This is a genomic window from Arenimonas sp., from assembly GCF_041919775.1.
GTDB lineage: Bacteria > Pseudomonadota > Gammaproteobacteria > Xanthomonadales > Xanthomonadaceae > Arenimonas.
The window spans coordinates 77,400-97,586 of the sequence record NZ_JAYRTE010000002.1 but is presented as its reverse complement, the minus strand read 5'-3'; the positions used below and the strand labels follow the sequence as shown (position 1 = coordinate 97,586).

The 20,187-nt window shown below is 70.9% G+C and carries 23 protein-coding genes; 17 read left to right on the top strand and 6 right to left on the bottom strand.

What is annotated here, in order from left to right:
• Positions 1-5 precede the first annotated feature (5 nt).
• Positions 6-1,892 carry an ArnT family glycosyltransferase gene (locus ACE3TE_RS01770; protein WP_374601638.1) on the top strand — a complete coding sequence of 629 codons (1,887 nt, stop codon included), beginning with the start codon at positions 6-8 and terminating at the stop codon, positions 1,890-1,892.
• Here the strand turns inward: ACE3TE_RS01770 and ACE3TE_RS01765 are convergent.
• Complete coding sequence (locus tag ACE3TE_RS01765; RefSeq protein ID WP_374601636.1) at positions 1,860-2,438, bottom strand: nucleoside triphosphate pyrophosphatase; 579 nt, start codon at positions 2,436-2,438, stop codon at positions 1,860-1,862. The genes ACE3TE_RS01770 and ACE3TE_RS01765 overlap by 33 nt on opposite strands.
• Positions 2,435-2,917 (bottom strand): hypothetical protein, encoded by a 483-nt coding sequence (locus tag ACE3TE_RS01760; protein WP_374601634.1) that lies wholly within the window; start codon positions 2,915-2,917, stop codon positions 2,435-2,437. Before ACE3TE_RS01760 ends, ACE3TE_RS01765 begins: the two co-directional genes overlap by 4 nt.
• 117 nt (positions 2,918-3,034) lie before the next feature.
• Between ACE3TE_RS01760 and ACE3TE_RS01755 the strand changes: the two genes are divergently transcribed.
• The 14 genes from ACE3TE_RS01755 to ACE3TE_RS01690 all read left to right on the top strand — a co-directional run bounded on the left by ACE3TE_RS01755 (position 3,035) and on the right by ACE3TE_RS01690 (position 14,280).
• Positions 3,035-3,547 carry a YceD family protein gene (locus ACE3TE_RS01755; RefSeq protein WP_374601633.1) on the top strand — a complete coding sequence of 171 codons (513 nt, stop codon included), beginning with the start codon at positions 3,035-3,037 and terminating at the stop codon, positions 3,545-3,547.
• A gap of 13 nt (positions 3,548-3,560) precedes the next feature.
• Positions 3,561-3,755 (top strand): 50S ribosomal protein L32, encoded by a 195-nt coding sequence (gene rpmF / locus ACE3TE_RS01750; RefSeq protein WP_188661456.1) that lies wholly within the window; start codon positions 3,561-3,563, stop codon positions 3,753-3,755.
• Between the two features lie 106 nt (positions 3,756-3,861).
• On the top strand, positions 3,862-4,836 hold the full coding sequence (locus tag ACE3TE_RS01745) for a beta-ketoacyl-ACP synthase III (protein WP_374601631.1): 975 nt from the start codon (positions 3,862-3,864) through the stop codon (positions 4,834-4,836).
• 3 nt (positions 4,837-4,839) lie between these two features.
• Positions 4,840-5,559 carry a hypothetical protein gene (locus ACE3TE_RS01740; RefSeq protein WP_374601629.1) on the top strand — a complete coding sequence of 240 codons (720 nt, stop codon included), beginning with the start codon at positions 4,840-4,842 and terminating at the stop codon, positions 5,557-5,559.
• A gap of 73 nt (positions 5,560-5,632) precedes the next feature.
• Positions 5,633-6,574: an ACP S-malonyltransferase gene (gene fabD / locus ACE3TE_RS01735; RefSeq protein WP_374601627.1), complete on the top strand. Its 942-nt coding sequence runs from the start codon at positions 5,633-5,635 to the stop codon at positions 6,572-6,574.
• A 23-nt stretch (positions 6,575-6,597) separates the two neighbouring features.
• Entirely contained in the window at positions 6,598-7,341 is a 744-nt protein-coding gene (fabG, locus tag ACE3TE_RS01730; protein WP_374601626.1) for a 3-oxoacyl-ACP reductase FabG, read from the top strand.
• 131 nt (positions 7,342-7,472) lie between these two features.
• Complete coding sequence (gene acpP / locus ACE3TE_RS01725) at positions 7,473-7,712, top strand: acyl carrier protein (protein ID WP_026817670.1); 240 nt, start codon at positions 7,473-7,475, stop codon at positions 7,710-7,712.
• Between the two features lie 135 nt (positions 7,713-7,847).
• Positions 7,848-9,086 carry a beta-ketoacyl-ACP synthase II gene (fabF, locus tag ACE3TE_RS01720; protein WP_374601623.1) on the top strand — a complete coding sequence of 413 codons (1,239 nt, stop codon included), beginning with the start codon at positions 7,848-7,850 and terminating at the stop codon, positions 9,084-9,086.
• Positions 9,087-9,109: 23 nt separating this feature from the next.
• Positions 9,110-10,450, top strand: a complete 1,341-nt coding sequence (locus ACE3TE_RS01715; protein WP_374601621.1) for an aminodeoxychorismate synthase component I — start codon at positions 9,110-9,112, stop codon at positions 10,448-10,450.
• Positions 10,447-11,259 (top strand): aminodeoxychorismate lyase, encoded by an 813-nt coding sequence (gene pabC, locus ACE3TE_RS01710; protein ID WP_374601619.1) that lies wholly within the window; start codon positions 10,447-10,449, stop codon positions 11,257-11,259. Before ACE3TE_RS01715 ends, pabC begins: the two co-directional genes overlap by 4 nt.
• A gap of 12 nt (positions 11,260-11,271) precedes the next feature.
• Positions 11,272-12,303, top strand: a complete 1,032-nt coding sequence (mltG, locus tag ACE3TE_RS01705) for an endolytic transglycosylase MltG (protein WP_374601617.1) — start codon at positions 11,272-11,274, stop codon at positions 12,301-12,303.
• Positions 12,303-12,929 (top strand): dTMP kinase, encoded by a 627-nt coding sequence (gene tmk / locus ACE3TE_RS01700; RefSeq protein WP_374601615.1) that lies wholly within the window; start codon positions 12,303-12,305, stop codon positions 12,927-12,929. Before mltG ends, tmk begins: the two co-directional genes overlap by 1 nt.
• Positions 12,926-13,924, top strand: a complete 999-nt coding sequence (locus tag ACE3TE_RS01695) for a DNA polymerase III subunit delta' (RefSeq protein WP_374601613.1) — start codon at positions 12,926-12,928, stop codon at positions 13,922-13,924. Before tmk ends, ACE3TE_RS01695 begins: the two co-directional genes overlap by 4 nt.
• The gene (locus ACE3TE_RS01690; RefSeq protein ID WP_188661472.1) at positions 13,921-14,280 is read left to right on the top strand and encodes a PilZ domain-containing protein; all 360 of its coding nucleotides are present in this window, start codon (positions 13,921-13,923) and stop codon (positions 14,278-14,280) included. The genes ACE3TE_RS01695 and ACE3TE_RS01690 overlap by 4 nt, the downstream gene beginning before the upstream one ends.
• Before the next feature lie 67 nt (positions 14,281-14,347).
• Here the strand turns inward: ACE3TE_RS01690 and ACE3TE_RS01685 are convergent, their stop codons facing one another.
• The 4 genes from ACE3TE_RS01685 to ACE3TE_RS01670 are packed head-to-tail and all read right to left on the bottom strand — an operon-like array spanning position 14,348 to position 17,461.
• On the bottom strand, positions 14,348-15,490 hold the full coding sequence (locus ACE3TE_RS01685; RefSeq protein WP_374601611.1) for an RNA polymerase sigma factor: 1,143 nt from the start codon (positions 15,488-15,490) through the stop codon (positions 14,348-14,350).
• A 60-nt stretch (positions 15,491-15,550) separates the two neighbouring features.
• Complete coding sequence (locus ACE3TE_RS01680) at positions 15,551-15,949, bottom strand: hypothetical protein (RefSeq protein ID WP_374601609.1); 399 nt, start codon at positions 15,947-15,949, stop codon at positions 15,551-15,553.
• On the bottom strand, positions 15,949-16,830 hold the full coding sequence (gene tesB, locus ACE3TE_RS01675) for an acyl-CoA thioesterase II (RefSeq protein WP_374601607.1): 882 nt from the start codon (positions 16,828-16,830) through the stop codon (positions 15,949-15,951). Before tesB ends, ACE3TE_RS01680 begins: the two co-directional genes overlap by 1 nt.
• A gap of 55 nt (positions 16,831-16,885) precedes the next feature.
• Positions 16,886-17,461 carry an N-acetylmuramoyl-L-alanine amidase gene (locus ACE3TE_RS01670; RefSeq protein WP_374601605.1) on the bottom strand — a complete coding sequence of 192 codons (576 nt, stop codon included), beginning with the start codon at positions 17,459-17,461 and terminating at the stop codon, positions 16,886-16,888.
• A gap of 64 nt (positions 17,462-17,525) precedes the next feature.
• Between ACE3TE_RS01670 and ACE3TE_RS01665 the strand changes: the two genes are divergently transcribed.
• Together ACE3TE_RS01665 and rlmKL are read left to right on the top strand one after the other, a co-directional pair.
• Positions 17,526-18,047: a hypothetical protein gene (locus ACE3TE_RS01665; RefSeq protein WP_374601604.1), complete on the top strand. Its 522-nt coding sequence runs from the start codon at positions 17,526-17,528 to the stop codon at positions 18,045-18,047.
• Positions 18,044-20,179: a bifunctional 23S rRNA (guanine(2069)-N(7))-methyltransferase RlmK/23S rRNA (guanine(2445)-N(2))-methyltransferase RlmL gene (gene rlmKL, locus ACE3TE_RS01660; RefSeq protein WP_374601602.1), complete on the top strand. Its 2,136-nt coding sequence runs from the start codon at positions 18,044-18,046 to the stop codon at positions 20,177-20,179. The genes ACE3TE_RS01665 and rlmKL overlap by 4 nt, the downstream gene beginning before the upstream one ends.
• The last annotated feature ends 8 nt before the right edge of the window (positions 20,180-20,187 follow it).

Below are 20,187 nucleotides of genomic sequence, written 5' to 3'. Positions count from 1 at the left end.
CTGGCATGCGGACCGGTTCGAAACGCGTGAAATTCCTGCTGCTGTGGACCTTGCTGCTGCTGGCGAAGCTGGTGCTGGCGGCGACGCTGCAGCCGTTCGGCGACGAAGCCTTCTACGCGTGGGAAGGGCGGCATCCGGCCTGGGTGTATTCCGACCTGCCGGGGCTCACGGCGTGGATCGCGTGGCTGGGCGCGCAGGTCGGCGGCCCGGGCGTATTCGCGCTGCGCCTGCCTTTCGTGCTGCTGGGTGCACTGCTGCCGTGGCTGGTCGTGCGCATCACGCGCCGCTGGTTCGGCGCCGAAGCCGGCTGGCAGGCCGGCCTGCTGGCGCTGCTGATGCCGCTGGGCGGGTTGATGGGCCTGCTTGCCCTGCCGGACGTGCCGATGCTGGTGGCGGCGCTGCTGTGCCTGGACGCGTTCGCGGCGCTGATGCGGCGGGTGACGGCTGGCGCGCTGGTGCAACTGGCGCTGGCGCTGGCGATGGGTGCATTCGCGCACTACCGGTTCGCGCTGGTGGTGTTGGCCGGCGCTGTCGGCCTGGCCTGCTCGCCGGCGGGTCGGGCGCTGCTGCGGCATCCGGGCCTCTGGCTCGCGCTGGCGGTGGGCGCCCTGGCCTGGACGCCGGTGCTGGCCTGGAATTTTTCGAACGCGGGCGCGGGCCTTGGTTTCCAGTTCGTTGATCGTCATCCCTGGCAGCCGCAGTGGCGCGGACTGTGGTGGCCGCTGGTGCAACTGCTCCTGCTGACGCCGCCACTGGCCTGGCTGCTGTTTGGTTCGCTGGTCGAATGCTGGCGTCGGCGGCGCGATCCGGAGCCGGCGTGGGGCTTCATGCTGGGCCTGGGACTGGTGGCCGTGCCCGGCTATTTCGTGCTCGGGTTTTTCGCCGATGCCGAGCGCGTCACCTTCCATTGGCCGTTGGCGGGCTGGCTGGCCCTGTGCTGCGTGGCGCCGCCGGTGCTTGCGCGCTGGCGGCCAGGGTCGCGCAGGCTGCTGCATGCCCTGGCCGCGGCCGGCCTCGCGCTGGTGCTGGCCTACCTGGCGGTGCTGGCCGTGCCGGCGGGCCGGACCTGGCTGGCCGGCAGTTCCGCCTACGCCGACAACTTCAGCGGCTGGGACGAGGTGGCCGCGACGGTGCGGCGCGACCTGCAGGACATGCCGCCCGGCACGGTGCTGGTGGCCGACAATTTCATGCTGGCCGCACAGCTGCGGCTGGCGCTGGGCCGCGACGACGTGCGCGTGCTTCCGCATCCGCTCAATGACAAGCACGGGCGTGCGGTGCAGCTGGGTGCATGGGGCGTGCTTGACCAGGGTGCCCGGGACTGGGACGGGCGGCCCGTCCTGCTGGTGGTCGAGGACACCGCGCGGCCGCTGCGCCTGCGGCTCGACGGCTACCGGGAGCTGTGCTGGCGCGCCGGCGGCTTGCCGGCCGCGCGGGTGCTGAACGTGGACCACGGACGCAAGCGTTTCCTGCGCTTCGCGCTCGCGCGCGATGCCGCGACGGCGCCGGCGGGCGGCTGCAGGCTGCCTGCCCTCGCCTGGCTGGAAACGCCTGCCCGCAGTAACGGGCTGGCGCCGGGCGACGAGCTGCGCGGCTGGGCACTCAAGTCCGGCGGACGGATCGTCCGGGTCGGGGTGCTGCTTGACGGGAAGCTGGTGGCTGAAGTCGAACCGGGCCTGCCGCGTCCGGACGTGGCCAATTACTGGACGCTGCCCCCGGAGGACGGCGACCGGTTCGGCTTCAGCCTGCGCATGCCGGCGGTGCCCGGCGTCGCGGCCGGACGGGCCTGGCTGGGCCTGCGCCTGCATGGCGCCGATGGCGTCGTCGAGGAGTGGCCGGCGCAGCCGGTGCAGTGGCGCCCCTCAGGGCAGCCGGAACCCGGCGAGGCGCAGTGAGGCGGCGAGGGCGATCAGCGGCAGGCCAACGAGGGCCGTGGGATCGCGGGTTTCGATCGCGGTGAACAGGCTGATGCCCAGGCCTTCGCACTTGAAGCTGCCGGCGCAGTCCAGCGGCTGTTCCGCGGCCACGTAGCGGGCCACCTCGTCGGCATCGAGGTCGCGGAAACGGACCACGGTGAGGTCCTCGCCGGCGACCAGGGCGCCATCGGACTGGCGGAACAGGCAAAAGGCGGTGTGGAAGCGCTGCTCGCGGCCGGAGGCGGCCAGCAGCTGGGCGATCGCCGTGTCGGCGTCGCCGGGTTTGCCGATGGCCTGGCCATCCCGCTCAGCGACCTGGTCCGAGCCGATGACCCAGGCCTCCGGATGCGCCGCCGCCACGGCGCGTGCCTTGGCCAGGGCCAGGCGGCGCGCCAGGGCCAGCGGGTTCTCGCCAGGCAGCGGCGTTTCATCGGTGTCCGGCCGCTCCACCTCGAAGGGCAGGGCCAGGCGCTGGAGCAGCTCGCGCCGGTAGCGCGAGGTGGAAGCCAGGACCAGCCGGCTCACGGGCGCGAGGCCGGCCGGCGCAGGGTCGGAGGCTCGCGTTCGGCGGCGCGTTCGCTGGCTTCGGTGGCCTCGGCCAGTTCGGCGCCGGCGCGCTCGAGTTCGGCCAGGCCGCCGGCCAGGCGTTCCCGGGCCCGGTCCAGGGCCGCGCAGGCGGCGTCGAGCTCGGCCTGGCGGGCCTGCTGGCCGTGGTGTTTTATCCACAGGCGGTGCTGGAGCAGGTCGCGCTTGGCCTCGCGCACCGGCAGGGTGCTTTCCAGCGAGGCCTGGGCGACCGCGGCCATGTCCGCCGGCACGCGGCCGACCACGGCCTGCAGGGACTGCATGTGGACCTGGCTGCGGTCGAGCAGGCCTTCCATTTCGTCGGCCAGGTCCAGCAGGCGCACCAGGCTGCGGTCCCGGCGGCGGCCACGCAGGATCCACCAAAGCAGGGCGACGGCCAGCGCCAGTGCGGCCAGGCCGAGGGTCATCAGGGTATCCATGCGGTTTTCCGTTGGCTGGGGCCAGTCTGCACCAGGCCTGCGGCAGGCGGCAAACCCCTGTTCCTGCAGCTACTTGGGTTTGACATGGGGTCTTCCCGGGCCTAAAATCCCGCGCTTATGTCCGCTTCCTTGCCTCCTGTGCTCGATGCCTGGCGCATGGTTGCGGCCAAACGGCTGTTCGATGGCCGCCTGCCCCTGGCCGGGATGTCCCGGCTTCGGCCGGCGCTGGCGGATGCCGAGGGAGATTGCCGGTTCGAGGTCGAATTCGGCGTGGACGCGATGGGTATGCGTTACGTCGAGGTGCGTGCCGAGGCCGAATTGCCGCTGCTGTGCCAGCGTACGCTCGAACGGTTCCTGCATCCGGTGCGCATCAACCAGCGCCTGGGCCTGATCACCGACGAGTCGCAGGAAGCAGCCTTGCGGGAGGGCGTCGAACCCCTCCTGCTCGACGCCAGTGGCGAGCTGAACCCGGCCGGCCTGGTCGAGGATGAACTGATCCTCGCCGTGCCGGTGGTACCGATCGATCCCGATTCCGCGGAACTCGAGGCCAGGTGGCCCGACGAGGTGGAAGAGGAAGAGAAACCAAACCCTTTCGCCGCGCTCGCCGCGTTGAAGGAACAGAAGAAGTAGTTGGAGACAAGCCATGGCCGTCCAGAAGTCCCGTGTTTCCCCGTCCCGCCGCGGCCAGCGCCGTGCGCATGACTCGCTCACCGCCAAGCAGCTGGCCACCGACCCGACCACGGGCGAAACCCACCTGCGCCACCACGTCACCAAGGACGGCTACTACCGCGGCCGCAAGGTCATCGCGACCAAGACCTCGGTGGTCGAGGAAGACTGAGGCCGCCTGCCGCGTCCCGCGCTTCGCGGGAGCGGCCTGACGTAAGCCTTGCGCGGCGGGCCAGGCCCGCCGCGTGCGTTTCCGACGGTTGGCAGAGGATGTGACCATGGCCGTTTTCTCGCGTATCGCAGGCACGGGCAGCGCCCTGCCGGAAAAGGTCCTGAGCAACAAGGACCTCGAACAGTTCGTCGAAACCAGCGACGAGTGGATCGCCTCGCGAACCGGCATCCGCCAGCGCCACGTCGTGGCCGAGGGTGAAACCACCGCCGACCTCGCCGAACGCGCCGCGCGTGCGGCCATGGAAGCGGCCGGCGTCACCGCCGACCAGCTCGACATGATCATCCTGGGCACCACCACGCCCGACCTGATCTTCCCTTCCACGGCCTGCCTCGTGCAGCACCGCCTGGGCGCCAACGGCTGCGCCGCGTTCGACGTCAACGCCGCCTGTTCGGGCTTTATCTATGCGCTCAGCGTCGCCGACGCCTTCGTGCGCTCGGGCAATGCCCGCACGGTGCTGGTGATCGGCGCCGAAACCCTGACCCGCATGCTCGACTGGTCCGACCGCAACACCTGCGTGCTGTTCGGCGACGGTGCCGGCGCGGTGGTGCTCAAGGCCGATGCCGAAGCCGGCATCCTCTCGACGCACCTGCACGCCGACGGCGGCAAGAAGGAACTGCTCTACAACCCGGTCGGCGTGTCCGCGGGCTTCAAACCCGAAGAGAAGAATGCCGGCGTGCGCGTCCTGATGACCGGCAACGAAGTCTTCAAGCACGCCGTGAAGGCGCTCGACGCCGTCGTCGACGAAACCCTGTCGGCCAACGGCCTAGACAAGTCCGACCTGGACTGGCTTATCCCGCACCAGGCCAACCTGCGCATCATCGAAGCCACCGCGAAGCGGCTGGACATGCCGATGGAGCGCGTCATCGTCACCGTGCACAAGCACGGCAACACGTCCTCGGGTTCGGTGCCGCTGGCGCTGGACGAGGCCGTGCGCTCGGGCAAGGTCCAGCGCGGCCAGCTGCTGCTGCTGGAGGCCTTCGGCGGCGGCTTCACCTGGGGTTCGGCGCTCATCCGCTACTGAGCCATGGCCGTCACGCGGGTCCGCCGCGAAAGCTGGCAGGGCCAGGTCGCCTGGCGCAAGACCTATGCCGATGGCGGCCATCGTCGGCGTATCGCCGCGCTGCGGTGGATTGCGCGACGCCTGGGTGCGAACGCGCTGCTGGCGCCGATGCCGCTCTCTCCGGAGCTCGCGTGCCGCACCGAACAGGCGATGATCAATCGCCTGGCGGCACTGGGCGCCAACGTGCCGCCGGTGCTGGCCGTGGGCGACCGCGAGCTTCTTCTGGGTGACCTGGGACCCACGCTGGCCGTCGTCTGCCGCGCCGAACCCGACGACGACAAGCGAAGCCGCCTGGTGCAGCTGGGCCTGGACGCGCTGGCCGACCTGCATGCCCGCGGTGGTTACCTGAGCCAGGCCTTCGCGCGCAACCTGACGGTGCGCGACGGCTGCGTCGGCTTCATCGACTTGGAGGAAGACCCCGGCACGACCATGTCGCTGCCGGCGGCGCAGGCGCGCGACGTCCTGTTCTACGCACATTCGACCGCGCGCTTCCTGTGCAGCCAGCCGGGGGAACATGCGCGCCTGCTGAAGGCGCACCTGGAACGCGAAACCCCCGAGGTGCGGACCGAAGTGACGCGCACGGCTTCCGCGCTTTGCTGGATCTCGCCGGTCGCCTGCCTGTTCGGGGAGCGCGCGCGCGGCGTCGCCCAAGCCCTGTCCAGCCTGGCCCGCGCCACGGCCTGACCCTACGCGGCGGTACAGACGAAAGCGGGCCCGCCTCGCTTATCATTCGTCGATTACGCCAACCGGACCGCCGATGAGCCAGACCATCGCTTTCGTGTTTCCCGGCCAGGGTTCCCAGTCGCTGGGCATGCTTGCCGAACTCGCCGCCGCCCATGCCGAAGTGCGAGCCGCTTTCGACGAGGCTTCGGAAGGCGCGGGCGTCGACCTGTGGGCGCTGTCGCAGCAGGGTCCCGAGGACCAGCTCAACCAGACCGAGTTCACCCAGCCGGCGCTGCTGGCGGCCGGTGTCGCCACCTGGCGCGCCTGGTGCGCGCGCGGTGGGGCGCGGCCGCAGCTGCTGGCCGGCCACAGCCTCGGGGAATACGCGGCGCTGGTGGCGGCGGATTCGCTGACGCTCGCCGACGCCGCCCGGCTGGTGCGCGAGCGCGGTCGGCTGATGCAGCACTCCGTGCCCGCGGGCACCGGCGCCATGGCCGCGGTGCTGGGAACCGAGGACGCGCTGGTCGCCGAGGTCTGCGAAGCGGTTTCGGGTGACGAAGTGGTGGTTCCGGCCAACTTCAACTCGCCGGGCCAGGTCGTGATTGGCGGCCATGCCGCGGCGGTGGATCGCGCGATGGCCGAACTGCAGGCGCGCGGCGTGCGCAAGCTGGTGAAGCTGGCCGTGTCGGTGCCCTCGCACACGCCGCTGATGCGCGAGGCGGCCAACCGGCTTTCCGAAGTGATGGCCGGCATGGACTGGCGCGAGCCGCAGCTGCCGGTGGTGCAGAACGTCGATGGCGAAGTCCACGAAGGCGTGCAGGCCATCCGCGACGCGCTGGTACGCCAGCTCTACCTGCCGGTGCGCTGGACCGAATGCGTGCAGGCGCTGGCCGCCAGGGGTGCCACCCGCATCGCCGAATGCGGCCCCGGCAAGGTGCTCACCGGCCTGGCCAAACGCATCGACAAATCCCTCGACGCCCGCGCCCTCGGCGCACCCGCCGACTTCGACTCCGCCTTGTCGGATTGGGAAAGCTGAAACCTGATTCTGGAGAACCGAGAATGTCTGAAGTCCTCAAGGGTGAAATCGCGCTGGTAACGGGTGCGAGCCGCGGCATTGGCGCGGCGATCGCCGACGAGCTGGCGGCGATGGGCGCCACCGTCATCGGCACCGCGACCAGCGACGCCGGCGCCGCCGCGATCGGCGAGCGCCTCGCTGCGTCCGGCGGGGCGGGGCGCAGGCTCGATGTCTCCAGCAGCGCCGACGTCGACGCCGTGCTTGATGAAATCTCGAAGTCCTTCGGCGCCATCTCGATCCTGGTCAACAACGCCGGCATCACCCGCGACAACCTGCTGATGCGCATGAAGGACGAGGACTGGCAGGCCATCCTCGACACCAACCTCAGCTCGGTGTTCCGCACCTCCAAGGCGGTGATGCGCGGCATGATGAAGGCGCGCAAGGGCCGCATCGTCAACATCGCCTCGGTCATCGGCGTTACCGGCAACGCCGGCCAGGCCAACTACGCGGCGGCCAAGGCCGGCATCATCGCCTTCAGCAAGTCGCTGGCCAAGGAAATCGGCAGCCGCGGCGTCACCGTCAACGTGGTCGCGCCCGGCTTCATCCAGACCGACATGACCAAGGACTTGCCGGAAGCCTCGCGCGAGGCGCTGGTGGGCCAGATCGCCCTGGGCCGCCTGGGCGAACCGGCGGACATCGCCCGGGCCGTGGGCTTCCTGGCCAGCCCGGCCGCGGCCTACATCACCGGCGAAACCCTGCATGTAAACGGCGGCATGTACATGCCCTAAGCCCTTGTGGGGGCAGGATTTGCGTTAGAATCCGGCCACCCGATCCCAGGCCGCGGCGCGTCAGGCGCCCGCCGCGGCCGGCATTTGATTACAATGCGCCCGCAAACATTCCTCCGGGAGGAGACAGATCCATGAGCAGCATCGAAGAACGCGTCAAGAAAATCGTCGTCGAGCAGTTGGGCGTGAAGGAAGAGGAAGTCACCGTGAACGCCTCGTTCGTGGACGACCTCGGCGCCGACTCCCTGGACACCGTCGAGCTGGTCATGGCCCTCGAGGAAGAGTTCGAGTGCGAAATCCCGGACGAAGAGGCCGAGAAGATCACCTCCGTCCAGCAGGCCATCGACTACATCAAGGCCCACGTCAAGGCCTGATCGCCTGACGGTTTGTACGCCGGGGCCGCGCTTGCGCGGCCCTGCGCGTTTGCGGCATCCGGACCGAATGTCGGCATGATCGCCGGCGCTTGCGCGGCCAGCCCGCGCACCCTGAATCCATAGCGGAGTTTCGCCATGAGTCATCGTCGCGTCGTCGTCACCGGCATGGGCATCGTCTCGCCCATCGGCAATACCCTCGCCACCGCCTGGGAAAGCATCGAGGCCGGCCGCAGCGGCATCGGCCAGATCACCCACTTCGATGCCTCGGCCTATGCCACCCGCATCGCCGGCGAGGTGCGCGATTTCGATGCGAAGTCCTTCCTGCCGCCGAAGGACGTCAAGAAGATGGACACCTTCATCCATTACGGCCTGGCCGCAAGCTTCCAGGCCATGGAGGACGCCGGCCTGGAAGTGACGGACGAGAACGCCGAACGCATCGGCGTGCTGGTCGGCTCCGGCATCGGCGGCGTGCGCGGCATCGAGGACACGGCGATCGCGCTGCACGAGGGCGGCCCGCGCAAGATCTCGCCCTTCTACGTGCCCAGCACGATCATCAACATGCTCCCGGGCCAGCTGACGATCCTCAAGGGCATCAAGGGCCCCAATTTTTCCGCCGTCTCGGCCTGCGCCACCGCCAACCACTCGATCGGCATGGCGATGCGCATGATCCAGTACGGCGACGCCGACATCATGGTCGCCGGCGGCGCCGAACACGGCTGCACGCCGACCTCGGTGGGCGGTTTCTGTTCGATGAAGGCCATGTCGACCCGCAACGACGACCCGACGCGCGCCTCCCGGCCCTGGGACAAGGACCGCGACGGCTTCGTGCTCGGCGACGGCGCCGGCATCCTGATCCTGGAAGAGTACGAACACGCGAAGGCCCGCGGCGCACGCATCTACTGCGAGCTCGCCGGTTTCGGCGCCAGCTCCGACGCCTTCCACATGACCGCGCCCAGCGAAACCGGCGACGGCGCCGCGCGCTGCATGCGCGCCGCGCTCAAGGACGCCGGCGTCAACGCCGAACAGGTCGGTTACCTCAACGCCCACGGCACGTCCACGCCGCTGGGCGACCTGGGTGAAACCCTGGCGATCAAGAGCGCGCTGGGCGAACACGCCTACAAGACCATGGTCAGCTCCACCAAGTCGATGACCGGCCACCTGCTCGGCGCCGCCGGCGGCGTCGAGGCGGTGTTCACCGTGATGGCGCTGCATACCGGCGTCATCCCGCCGACGATCAACCTCGACGCGCCCGGCGATGGCTGCGACCTCGACTACGTGCCCAACATCGCGCGCCGGTTGCAGGTGGACGTGGCCGTTTCCAACGGCTTCGGTTTCGGCGGCACCAACGGCAGCCTGGTGTTCAAGCGGCTCTGACGCCGGCCGCCCCGGTCGCCGCGATGACCACCCTCGCGCTGCCGCCGGGCACCGACCTGCTGCGCCTGCAGTCGGCGAATCCGGCCCGCTTCCCGCTGCTGCTCGAAAGCGTCGCGGGCGGCAACGCACTTTCGCGCTGGGACCTGCTGCTGGCCACCGATGGCGAAGGGCTGCGCCTGGATGTCGACGGCCATGTGCGTTCGCTGGCCGACGGCGCGGTGGTCGGCCTGGACTTCCTGAGCGAGCTCGATGTGCGCTGGTCGGTCGCGAGGCAGCCGCGCGCCAGCGACGGCCTGCCGTTCGAGGGCGGCTGGGCGCTGTTCCTGGCCTACGAGCTGGCCGCACAGGTCGAACCCACCCTCGATCTGCCGCCGGCCCCGGGGCCGCTGCCGGTGGCGATTGCCTGGCGCTGCCCGGCCGCGGTGCTGCGCGATCGCGACAGCGGCCGCTGCCTGGCCGTTGCCGAACCCGGCGCCGCGCACTGGCTGGAGACGCTGGCCGCCGCGGCGATGGCGCCGGCCGCCGGCGATTTCGCCGCACCCACGCTGGAAGAGGACCTGCCGACGCGCTTCACCGACGGGGTGGAGCGCATCCACGGATATCTGCGCGCCGGCGACGTCTTCCAGGTCAACCTCTCGCGGGCCTGGCGCGCCCGTTTCGAGGCTGCTCCGGATCCGGCCGCCGTGTATGCGCGGCTTCGCGAGAACAATCCCGCGCCCTTCGCCGGCCTGATGCGGTTCGGCGATGCCGCCTTGCTGAGCTCCTCGCCCGAGCGGCTGGTGTCGGTGCGCGGCCGCCGCGTGGACACCCGTCCGATCGCCGGCACCCGTCCGCGTTTTCCCGGCGACGACGACCAGGCCCGCATCCGCGACCTGGTCGGCAACCCCAAGGAGCGCGCCGAACACGTGATGCTGATCGACCTCGAGCGTAACGACCTGGGCCGCGTCTGCGAACCCGGCAGCGTGCGCGTCGACGAGCTGATGGGCGTGGAGAGCTATGCCCACGTGCACCACATCGTCTCGAACGTCACCGGCACGCTGCGCGGCGACGCCACGCCGGGCGCGGTCGTGCGCGCGGTTTTTCCCGGCGGCACGATCACCGGCGCACCCAAGGTGCGCTGCATGCAGGTCATCGCCGAGCTGGAAGGGGAAGGGCGGGGTGCCTACACCGGTGCCTTCGGCTACCTCGGCAATGACGGCGACATGGACCTGAACATCCTGATCCGCAGCGCCTGGCTGGCGGGCGACGAAATGCAGTTCCGCACCGGCGCCGGCATCGTCGTTGATTCGGACGCCGCTCGAGAACTCGAGGAGACGCGCGCCAAGGCCCGCGGCCTGCTGCGCACGCTGGGAGCCGCCGGATGAGCCTGCCCGCCACCCGCCTGTTCCGTGGCCGCGAGGCCGTGGCTTGCCTGGATCCCGCCGACCGCGGCCTGGCCTACGGCGACGGGCTGTTCGAAACCATGCGGATTGCCGGAGGGCAGGTTCCGTGGTGGGACGCGCACATGGCGCGGCTCGGTCGCGGCGCCGGCGTATTGGGCATCCCGCTGCCCGATCGCGACTGGCTGCGTGCACAGGTCGAAACCCTGCTCGGCGAATCGCCGGCATCGGCCGTGCTCAAGCTGGTGCTGACCCGCGGCGCCGGCGGCCGCGGCTACGCACCGCCCGCTGCGCCCGAACCCGGCCTGGTGCTGTCGGTGCACGAACTGCCGCCGGCACAGGGCCCGCTGCGCCTGCGCTGGTGCCGGACGCGCGTGTCGCTGCAGCCGGCGCTGGCGGGCATCAAGCACCTCAACCGGCTAGACCAGGTCCTGGCCCGCGCCGAATGGCACGCCCCCGGCATCCACGAAGGCCTGATGCTCGACGCCAGCGGCAACCTGGCCTGCGCCACCGCCGCCAACCTGTTCGCGCTGGTCGATGGCCGATGGCTGACGCCGTCGCTGGCCGACGGCGGCGTGGCGGGCCTGGCGCGGGCCTGGGTGCTGGCGAACGAGCCCGCTGCCGCCGAGGCCGTGCTGAAGCCGGAATCCCTGGCCTCTGCCGAGGCGCTTTTCCTGTGCAATGCCGTGCGCGGTATCCTGCCGGTCGGCCAGCTCGACGACCTGCACTGGCCACCGCACCCGGCGACCGAATCCCTGCGCCGGGCCCTGGGCCGCGAATTGCCGGCCGCCTGACCGGAGCCCCCCTTGCCTAAGTCTTCGTCGTACAAACTGCTCAAGGCCCTGGTGGCGCTTACCCTGCTGGTCGCGGTCGCCCTGGGCGGCTGGTTCTGGCAGCGCTACGAGGGTTTCGCCAACGCCCCGATCGCGCTGGCCGAATCCGAACGCATCCTGGTGGTCGAGTCCGGCGACGGTTTCCAGGACATCCTCGACAAGCTGCGCGAACTCGGCGTCGATGAAGGCCATGACATCGAGTGGAAGGCGCTGGCCCACGAAATGAACGTGGTCTCGCGCTTGCAGGTGGGCGACTACACGATCCGACACGGCATCACCCCGGCCGAACTGCTGCGCAAGCTCGAGCGCGGCGACGTCATCCACTACCGCTTCACGATCGTCGAAGGCTGGAACCTGCGTGAACTGCGCGCCGCGCTGGCCCGCGACCCGGAGATCCGCCAGACCCTGGCCGACACCGACGACGCGGCGCTGATGAAGGCCCTGGGCCGCGAGGGCGTGCATCCCGAAGGCCGCTTCCTGCCCGAGACCTACCACTACACCCGCGGCATGAGCGACCTGGACCTGCTGCGGCGCGCGATGCTGGCCATGGACACCGCGCTGGCGGAGGCCTGGGAAGACCGCCTCGACGACCTGCCGCTGGAAACCCCGGAGCAACTGCTCACGCTGGCCTCGATCATCGAGAAGGAAACCGGCAAGGCCTCTGAGCGCCCGGAGATCGCAGGTGTCTTCGTCCGCCGCCTGAAGCTGGGCATGCGCCTGCAGACGGACCCGACCGTCATCTACGGCATGGGCAGCGCCTACGACGGCAACATCCGCCGCCGCGACCTGAGCACCGACACGCCCTACAACACTTACACCCGCGGCGGCCTGCCGCCGACGCCGATCGCGATGCCGGGCCGCGCCGCGCTGCAGGCGGCGGCGAACCCGCTGCCTGGCAACACGCTGTATTTCGTTTCGCGCGGCGACGGCAGCCACGTGTTTTCCTCGACGCTGGCCGAACACAACCGCGCGGTGGCCTGCCACCAGCTCAAGCGCTGCCGCTGATGCCCGGCCTCTTCATCAGCCTTGAAGGCGGCGAGGGCGCCGGCAAGTCCACCGTGCTGGCGGCGCTGCGCGAAGTGCTGGCCGAGGGCGGGCGCGAGGTGGTGTGCACGCGCGAACCCGGCGGCACGCCCGAAGGCGAGGCCATCCGCGAGCTGCTGCTGGCGCCGGGGCGCGACCTGGTGCCCGAGGCCGAGCTGCTGCTGATGTTCGCGGCGCGGGCGCAGCTGGTGCGCCGGGTCATCCGCCCTGCCCTGGAGCGCGGCGCGGCCGTGCTGGCCGACCGCTTCACCGACGCCAGCTTCGCCTACCAGGGCGGCGGTCGCGGGCTGGACACGGGCCACATCGCCGAACTCGAACGCTGGGCCGCTGGCCTGCGGCCGGACCTGACTTTCCTGCTCGACGTCGGCGTGGCCCAGGGCCTGGAACGCGCGCGTTCGCGCGGCGGCGAACCGGACCGCATCGAATCCGAGCACGAGGATTTCTTCGAGCGCGTGCGCAGGACCTACCTGGCGCGCGCCGCCGCCGAACCGGAACGCTTCCGCGTGATCGACGCCAGCCTCCCGGCGAACGCCGTGCGCGACGCCGCCATGGCCACCCTGCGCAGCTGGCTTGGGAGCCGGGCGTGACCGGGCTCGCGCCCTGGCAGCAGCGCCAGTACGACCAGGCCACCGGCGCCCTGGCCGAAGGCCGGCTCGGCCATGCGCTGCTGCTGCTGGGTCCGGCGCTGATGGGCAAACGCGAAGTCGCGATGCGGCTTGCCCGACGCCTGCTCTGCGCCACGCCCGCGGGCGACGGCCAGGCCTGCGGCGCCTGCCGCGGCTGCCGCCAGTTCGAGGCCGGCACCCATGCCGACTTCAGGCACGTCAGCTTCATTCCCACTGAAAAGGGCGACAAGCTGCGCAGCGAGATCGTGGTCGACCAGATGCGCGCACTGGGCCAGTGGTTCGCGCTGACACCGCAGCTCGGCGGCGCCCAGGTCGCGCTGGTCGAGCCCGCGCACGCGCTCAACACCGCCTCGGCCAACGCCCTGCTCAAGACCCTGGAAGAACCGGCGCCCGGCCGTTACCTGCTTCTGGTCACCGACCAGCCCGGGCGGCTGCCGGCGACCATCCGCAGCCGCTGCCAGCGTCTGGAATTCCGCCTGCCGCCGCGCGGGGAGGCCGAGGCCTGGCTGGCAGGGAAGGGCCACGGCCCGCAGGCGCGTCAGCGGGCCCTGGATGCCGCCCGCGGCCACCCGGGCCTGGCCGCTGACTGGCTCGAGGGCGGCCAGCTTGCGCTGCGTGCCGACGTGATGAAGGAGCTGGGAGCCCTGGTCGAGGGCCGGCGCAGCCCGGTCGAAATGGCGGGCGCCTGGCTCGCCGACGACCTCGCGCCGCTGCGCCTGCGCTTCGCCGCCGAAGCCGTGCTCGACGGTCTTTCGCATCGCCTGGCCGGGGCGCCGGCGCCGGGCTTGACCCTGCCCGGCGATTTCCAGAAGCTCTCGGCGTGGTTCGACGCCGCCAACCGCCTGCGCAGCCAGCTGGCGGTGCCGGCCCTGCGCCACGACCTGGCGCTGGCCGGGCTGCTGCTCGAATGGCGTAGCATGTTCAAGGACACGGCAAGGACGGGAGCACGACGATGATCGGAGGCGGCGCGGGCGCGAGGCAGGGCATCCTGTCCCTGGCCATCAAGGACAAGGCGGCGCTCTACAACGCCTACATGCCCTTCGTGAAGGGTGGCGGCATCTTCGTGCCCACCACCAAGCGGTACTCCCTGGGCGACGAGGTGTTCATCCTGCTGTCGCTGATGGAGGAAAAGGACCGCCTGCCCGTGGCCGGCAAGGTCGTCTGGCTGACGCCGGCGGGTGCCCAGGGCAACCGCGGTGCCGGCATCGGCGTGCAGTTCGCCGACACCGCCGAAGCCGAAGCGGTGAAGGGCAAGATCGAAACCTTCCTGGCCGGCACGCTGGAAGCGGACAAACCCACGCACACGATGTAGCGCGGACCACACCGGTCCATGCGACGCGAAGGCCCCGGCGACCCCGGGGCCTTCGCCGTTTTAGGCATCAGCCCATGCGGCCGCTCAGCCACAGCCCCAGCACCAGCCCCGCCGAACCCAGCAGCAGGCCCGCGATGGCGCCGATGCGGCCTTTGCGACGTTCGCGCGCCTGGCGCCTGGCCGCACCCACCGGGTCGAGTTCGCGTTCGCGGGCGTGGCGCGGCGCCAGTACCCGGGGCAGCCATACGGCGCACAGCAGCACGATGCCGACCATGAAGCCCAGCGACAGGGCGAGGTGCGGCACCCAGCCCGGCACGCTGGCCAGCAGGTTGATGCCGACGCTGAAGCCGACCACAAGCAGGGCGCCGACGGCGACGTAAAGCAGGACGCCGCGGCGCTCGCGATCGTCGAAGGGTTCGCGCACGTAGCGGCGCACGCCGAACCACAGGCCCATCAGGCCCCCCAGGATGCCCACCGCCGCGGCCCCGAACGCGCCGAGGCCGAGTTTGGCCAGTCCCTTAGCGCCGCCGAGGGCCCCCGCGCCCAGGGCGGTGGCTGCGGCCGCCGGTGGCGCGGCGATCGTCAGCGCGGTCGCCACGGCGGTGGTGAAGGCCAGGCCCGGCGCCGTGCCGCGGGCGAAGCTGCCCAGCCGCTCGAGCAGTTCACCGCGCACGCGTTCGCGGGCGCGCTGCAGCCGCTTGCGCACCGCCGCGTCCTGCAGGCCGAGCAGGCCCGCGACCTGGCGGGTGTTCTGGCCTTCGCGGTAATACAGCAGCAGGACTTCGCGACTCTCCGCCGGCAGGCTGTCGATAACCGCCGCGGCGATGTCGTGTTCCTCGTGGTCGGCGGCCTGTTCGCAGGGCATCGGATGCGGGTCGGCGACCTCGGCCAGCAGGGCTTCGACGTCGCCGCCGGGCGCGCGCCGCCGGGCCTGCGCGCGCAGGTGGTCGCGGGCGAGGTTGCGGGTGATCTGGCGCAGCCAGGGCAGGAAGCTGTCCGGGTTCTTGAGGCGGCGCAGGTTTTGCCAGGCCGACAGGAAGGCTTCCTGGGCGACGTCCTCGCTGGCCGGCACGTCGCGCACGATCGCCAGCGCGATCGAGGCGACGGTACCCTGGCAGCCGGCGACGATGCGGCCATAGGCCTCGCGGTCGCCGCGGGCCGCGGCCGGCAGGTGGGCGTGGATCAGGCTTTCGACGACGTCGGTGCTCATGGCGGTCTCCGGGTGGGATTCAAACCCGGGACGCCGCGGAGGGGAAGGGTGTGACTGGGATCAGGCCAGGAACATCCGCGCCGCCATCACTGCACCGGTGACCAGCACCGCCGCCAGCAGCACCAGCCGCAGCTTGGACACCTTGCGACCGGGGTCGTTGGCCGCGGTTCCGCTGAACTGCAGCGGCGCAGGCACGTAGCCGCCGGTCTTGGCGGTGGTTTCGAGCAGGCCGGCCTCGTGCAGGATTTCGCGCGCCTTCTTGAAGTCGTCCGGGCGGACCACCCAGACCGAAGGCTGCTGGCTGGGATCGTGGTTCTTGTTCGAGTAGCTGAACTCGCGGCGGCTGTTGCCCTTCCAGGTACGGCCACCGTTGACCTTGGTCTGGATGCCGGCCTCGTTGAGCAGCTTCTCGACCGCTTCGACGTTCTCCAGCCGGACCGAAGTGAAGACCTGGCGCATCAGTTCGGACTCCAGGCTTCGGGCAGCACGCGGATCAGGCCTTCCTGGGCCGTGGAGGCCACCAGGCGGCCATCGCGCGCGTAGATCTGGCCGCGCGCCAGGCCACGTGCACCCTGGGCGCTGGGGCTGTCGAGCGAATACAGCAGCCAGTCGTCGGCGCGGAAGGGGCGGTGGAACCACATCGCGTGGTCGAGCGAGGCCATCTGCACGTTCGGCTGGTAGTAGCTGATGCCGTGCGGAAAGGTGGCGGTTCCCAGCAGGTGGAAGTCGGAGGCGTAGGCCAGCAGCGCCTGGTGCAGCACGCGCGAATCGCCGACTTCGCCGGTCAGCCGGAACCAGACCTGCTGGTAGGGCGGGCGCTTGGGCGGCTTGACCTCGTCGCGCGGGTACACCGGCCGGATCTCGAACGGCCCCATGCGCGACAGCCAGCGCTGCGCCTTGGGCGGCAGCTGGGCCAGCTGTTCGGCGGTCGGCGCGGCGACGGGTTCGATGTCCTCCGGCGGCGGCACGGTCGGCATCGCCAGCTGGTGTTCGTTTCCCGGTTCGTCCTCCTGGAAGGAGGCGGCGAACACGAAGATCGGCTTGCCGTGCTGGATGGCGGTGACGCGCCGGACCGAGAAGCTGTTGCCGTCGCGGGTGCGGTCGACGTCGTAGACGATCGGGTTCTCGACGTCGCCGGCGCGCAGGAAGTAGGCGTGGATCGAATGCACGTGGCGGTCGCCGGCCAGCGTCTGCTGGGCCGCGGACAGGGCCTGGCCCAGCACCTGGCCGCCGAAGACGTACTTGGTGCCGATGTCGCGGCTCTGGCCGCGGAACAGGTTGTCTTCGAGGCGCTCGAGGCGCAGCAGGTCCACCAGTTCGGCGGCGACGGAAGCGGTCATGGGGACTCCGGGGTTCGGCCGGCGATTATACCCGGGCCGCCCGCTGCCCCGTGTTTCAGGGGCGGATGCGTTCCAGCGGCACGGCCCCGAGCACCCGCGACCAGGGGAATCGCGGCCCCGGGTCGCGCTTGCGGAAGACCTGTGCATGCAGGTTGTCGCTGGCCGGCACCTGGCTCAGGTCCAGGTCCTCGTGGCCGGCGATGAACTCGAGCGACGGGATTTCCCGCTTCAGCCAGGCGAGCAGGTGCAGCAGGGCTGCCACCTGTTCCTCGGTGTAGGGCTCTTCCATGGTTTGGCGGCGCGAATCGAGCCAGTCCGGGTAGCGGCCGCGGTTGACCAGCTCGATGCCGACCGAACGTTCGTTGTAGCTGCGCGTGTGGTGGGCGATGCGGCCGGGGCGGACGAAGACATGGATGCTGCCGTCGCGGTCGATGTAATAGTGGCCGCTGTTGCCGGTGCCGCTGTCGTAGAGCACGCGTTCGCCGAATTCGCGGGCGCCGGCGAGGTCGGGAAGCTCGGTGCAGTGGATGACGACCAGGTCGATGTTGCCGGGCGGCCGCTCCTGCAGGCGCTCCTCGTAGGGCAGGGGCCAGTGGTTGAGGGCGGGCTCTGGCGGCAGGTCCGGGGTCATGGCGCATGCTAACATCGCGGCCGTTTCCGGAGTCCCCCATGCCGTTTTCCGCCGACCTCGCGCCATGACCGGCCACGTCATCATCTCGCACGGTCTCGAAAGCGGCCCCGGGGCCAGCAAGGCCGCCGCGCTGGCGCAGGTTGCGGGGCAGCTGGGCTGGACCCATGAACGCCCCGACTACCGCGACCTCGACGTGCTGGGCCCGCTGGGCGACGTCAAGGCGCGCATCCGCCGCCTCGCCGAACGTGCCCATCTGGTGACCCGCAAGCCGCTGGTCCTGGCCGGTTCCAGCATGGGCGCCTACATTTCCGCGCATGTCTCGCGCGAAGTGCCGGTCGGCGGCCTGTTCCTGATGGCGCCGCCGGTGGCGCTGGAAGTCGAGCCGCGCCAGCTCAAGGCCGCGATGGTGCCCACGCGCATCATCCACGGCTGGGAAGACGAACTGATTCCCGCGATGGACGTGGCCCGCTGGGCGCAGCGCCGGCTCGACCCGCTGGTGCTGGTGCCCGACAGCCATCGCCTGGCGGCGCACGTCGATTTCTGCGCCGAGGAGTTCGGCCGCTTCCTGCAGATGCTGTCGCCATGAAGTTCTTCGCCGCCTGCGCCAAGGGCCTCGAATACCTGCTGGCCGACGAACTGCAGGCCCTCGGCGCCACCCGCGCCAGCGCGGCGCTGGCTGGCGCCAACTTCGAAGGCGAGCCCGAGGTCGCCTATCGCGCGGTGATGTTCTCGCGCCTCGCGAGCCGCGTGCACTGGCCGCTGGCGGAGTTCGACTGCGCCAACGAAAACGACCTCTACCAGGGCGTGCACGCCATCGACTGGCCTGCGCACCTGGACGCGGAAGGCACGCTGGCGGTGGACGCGCACGTCTCCGGTCCGGCGCTCACGCACGAACGTTACGCCGCCCAGCGCACCAAGGACGCCATCGTCGACCGCATGCGCGCCGCCCACGGCGTGCGCCCCTCGGTGGACACCGACAGCCCCGACCTGCGGGTCAGCCTGGTGGTGCGAAAGGGCCGCGGCATCATCTCCGTCGACCTGGGCGGTGGCCCGCTGCACCGCCGCGGCTGGCGCCAGTCGCAGGGCGAGGCGCCGCTGAAGGAGAACCTGGCGGCCGGCATGCTGGTGCGCGGCGGCTGGCCGAAAATCTACGCCGAAGGCGGCGCGCTGCTCGACCCGATGTGCGGCAGCGGCACGCTGCTGATCGAAGGCGTGCTGATGGCCGCCGACGAGGCGCCCGGCCTGCGCCGGCTGGCCGGCACCCTGCCGACGCGCTGGAAGCAGTTCGACGAGGCCCTTTGGTCGCGCATTGAAACCGAGGCCCGGCAGCGCGCCGAAGCCGGCCGGGCGGCGCTGCGCCCGGTCTTCTTCGGCGCCGACCTCGACCCGCGGGCGCTGCAGTCGGCGGTGGCCAATGCCGACCGCGCCGGCGTCGCCGAGTGGATTTCCCTCGAGCGCCGCGACATCGCCGCGCTGGTTGCGCCCGGCGCGGCGCGTGGCCTGGTCGTCTGCAATCCACCCTATGACGCCCGCCTGGCCGCCGACCCGGCGCTCTACCGCGCCCTGGGCGACGCGCTGCGCTCGGCGGTGCCGGATTGGCGCGCGGTGCTGCTGTGCGGTTCGCAGGACCTGGCCCAGGCCACCGGCCTGCGCGCCAGCAAACGGTATGCGTTCTTCAACGGCGCGCTCGAGTGCACCCTGGCCGTATGCGACCCGGTGCGGCCGCCGGAGCGCGCGCCGCGCGAGGCCAGGCCGCTGGGCGAGGGCGCGCTGATGGTCGCCAACCGCCTGCGCAAGAACCTCAAGCGGCTCAAGTCATGGCGCGAGCGCGAGGGCGTGTCCTGCTTCCGCGCCTACGACGCCGACCTGCCGGAATACTCGGCCGCGGTCGACGTCTACAGCGAAGACGGCGGCGACGCACGGCTGTTCGTGCACGTGCAGGAATACGAGGCGCCGCGCTCCATCCCCGAAGCCGACGCCCGCCGGCGTTTTGGCGAACTGCTGGATGCAGTGCGCGATACCTTCGCGGTGCCGCCGGCTCAGGTGTCGGTCAAGACCCGCGCGCGCGGCAAGGGCGGCAGCAAGTACGGCAGCATGGACCGGCGCGGCGAAACCTTCGTCGTCCGCGAAGGCGGGGCCCGCCTGCGCGTGAACCTGTTCGATTACCTCGACACCGGCCTGTTCCTCGACCACCGCCCGGTCCGCAGGCGTATCGCCGCCGAATCAGCCGGCAAGCGCTTCCTCAACCTGTTCTGCTACACCGGCGCCGCCAGCGTGCAGGCAGCGGTGGGCGGCGCATCGGAAACCACCAGCGTCGACCTGTCGGGCACCTACCTGGAATGGGCCGCCGGCAACCTGGCGCTCAATGGCGCCACCGGGCCGCAGCACCGGCTGGTGCAGGCCGATGCGATGGCCTGGCTGGACGCCGACCGCGGGCAGTACGACCTGGTGTTCTGCGATCCGCCGACGTTCTCGAACTCCGCGCGCGCCGAAGATTTCGACACCCAGCGCGACCACGTGCGCCTGCTGCGGGCGGCGATGGCGCGGCTCGCGCCGGACGGTTTGCTGCTGTTCTCGAACAACTACCGCCGGTTCCGCCTCGACGAAGAGGCCGTGGCGGAGTTCGCGCAGGCCAGGGAAATCACGCCCGCGACGATCGCGCCCGATTTCGAGCGCAACCCGCGCATCCACCGCTGCTGGGAACTCACCCGGCCCTGAGGGCCGGG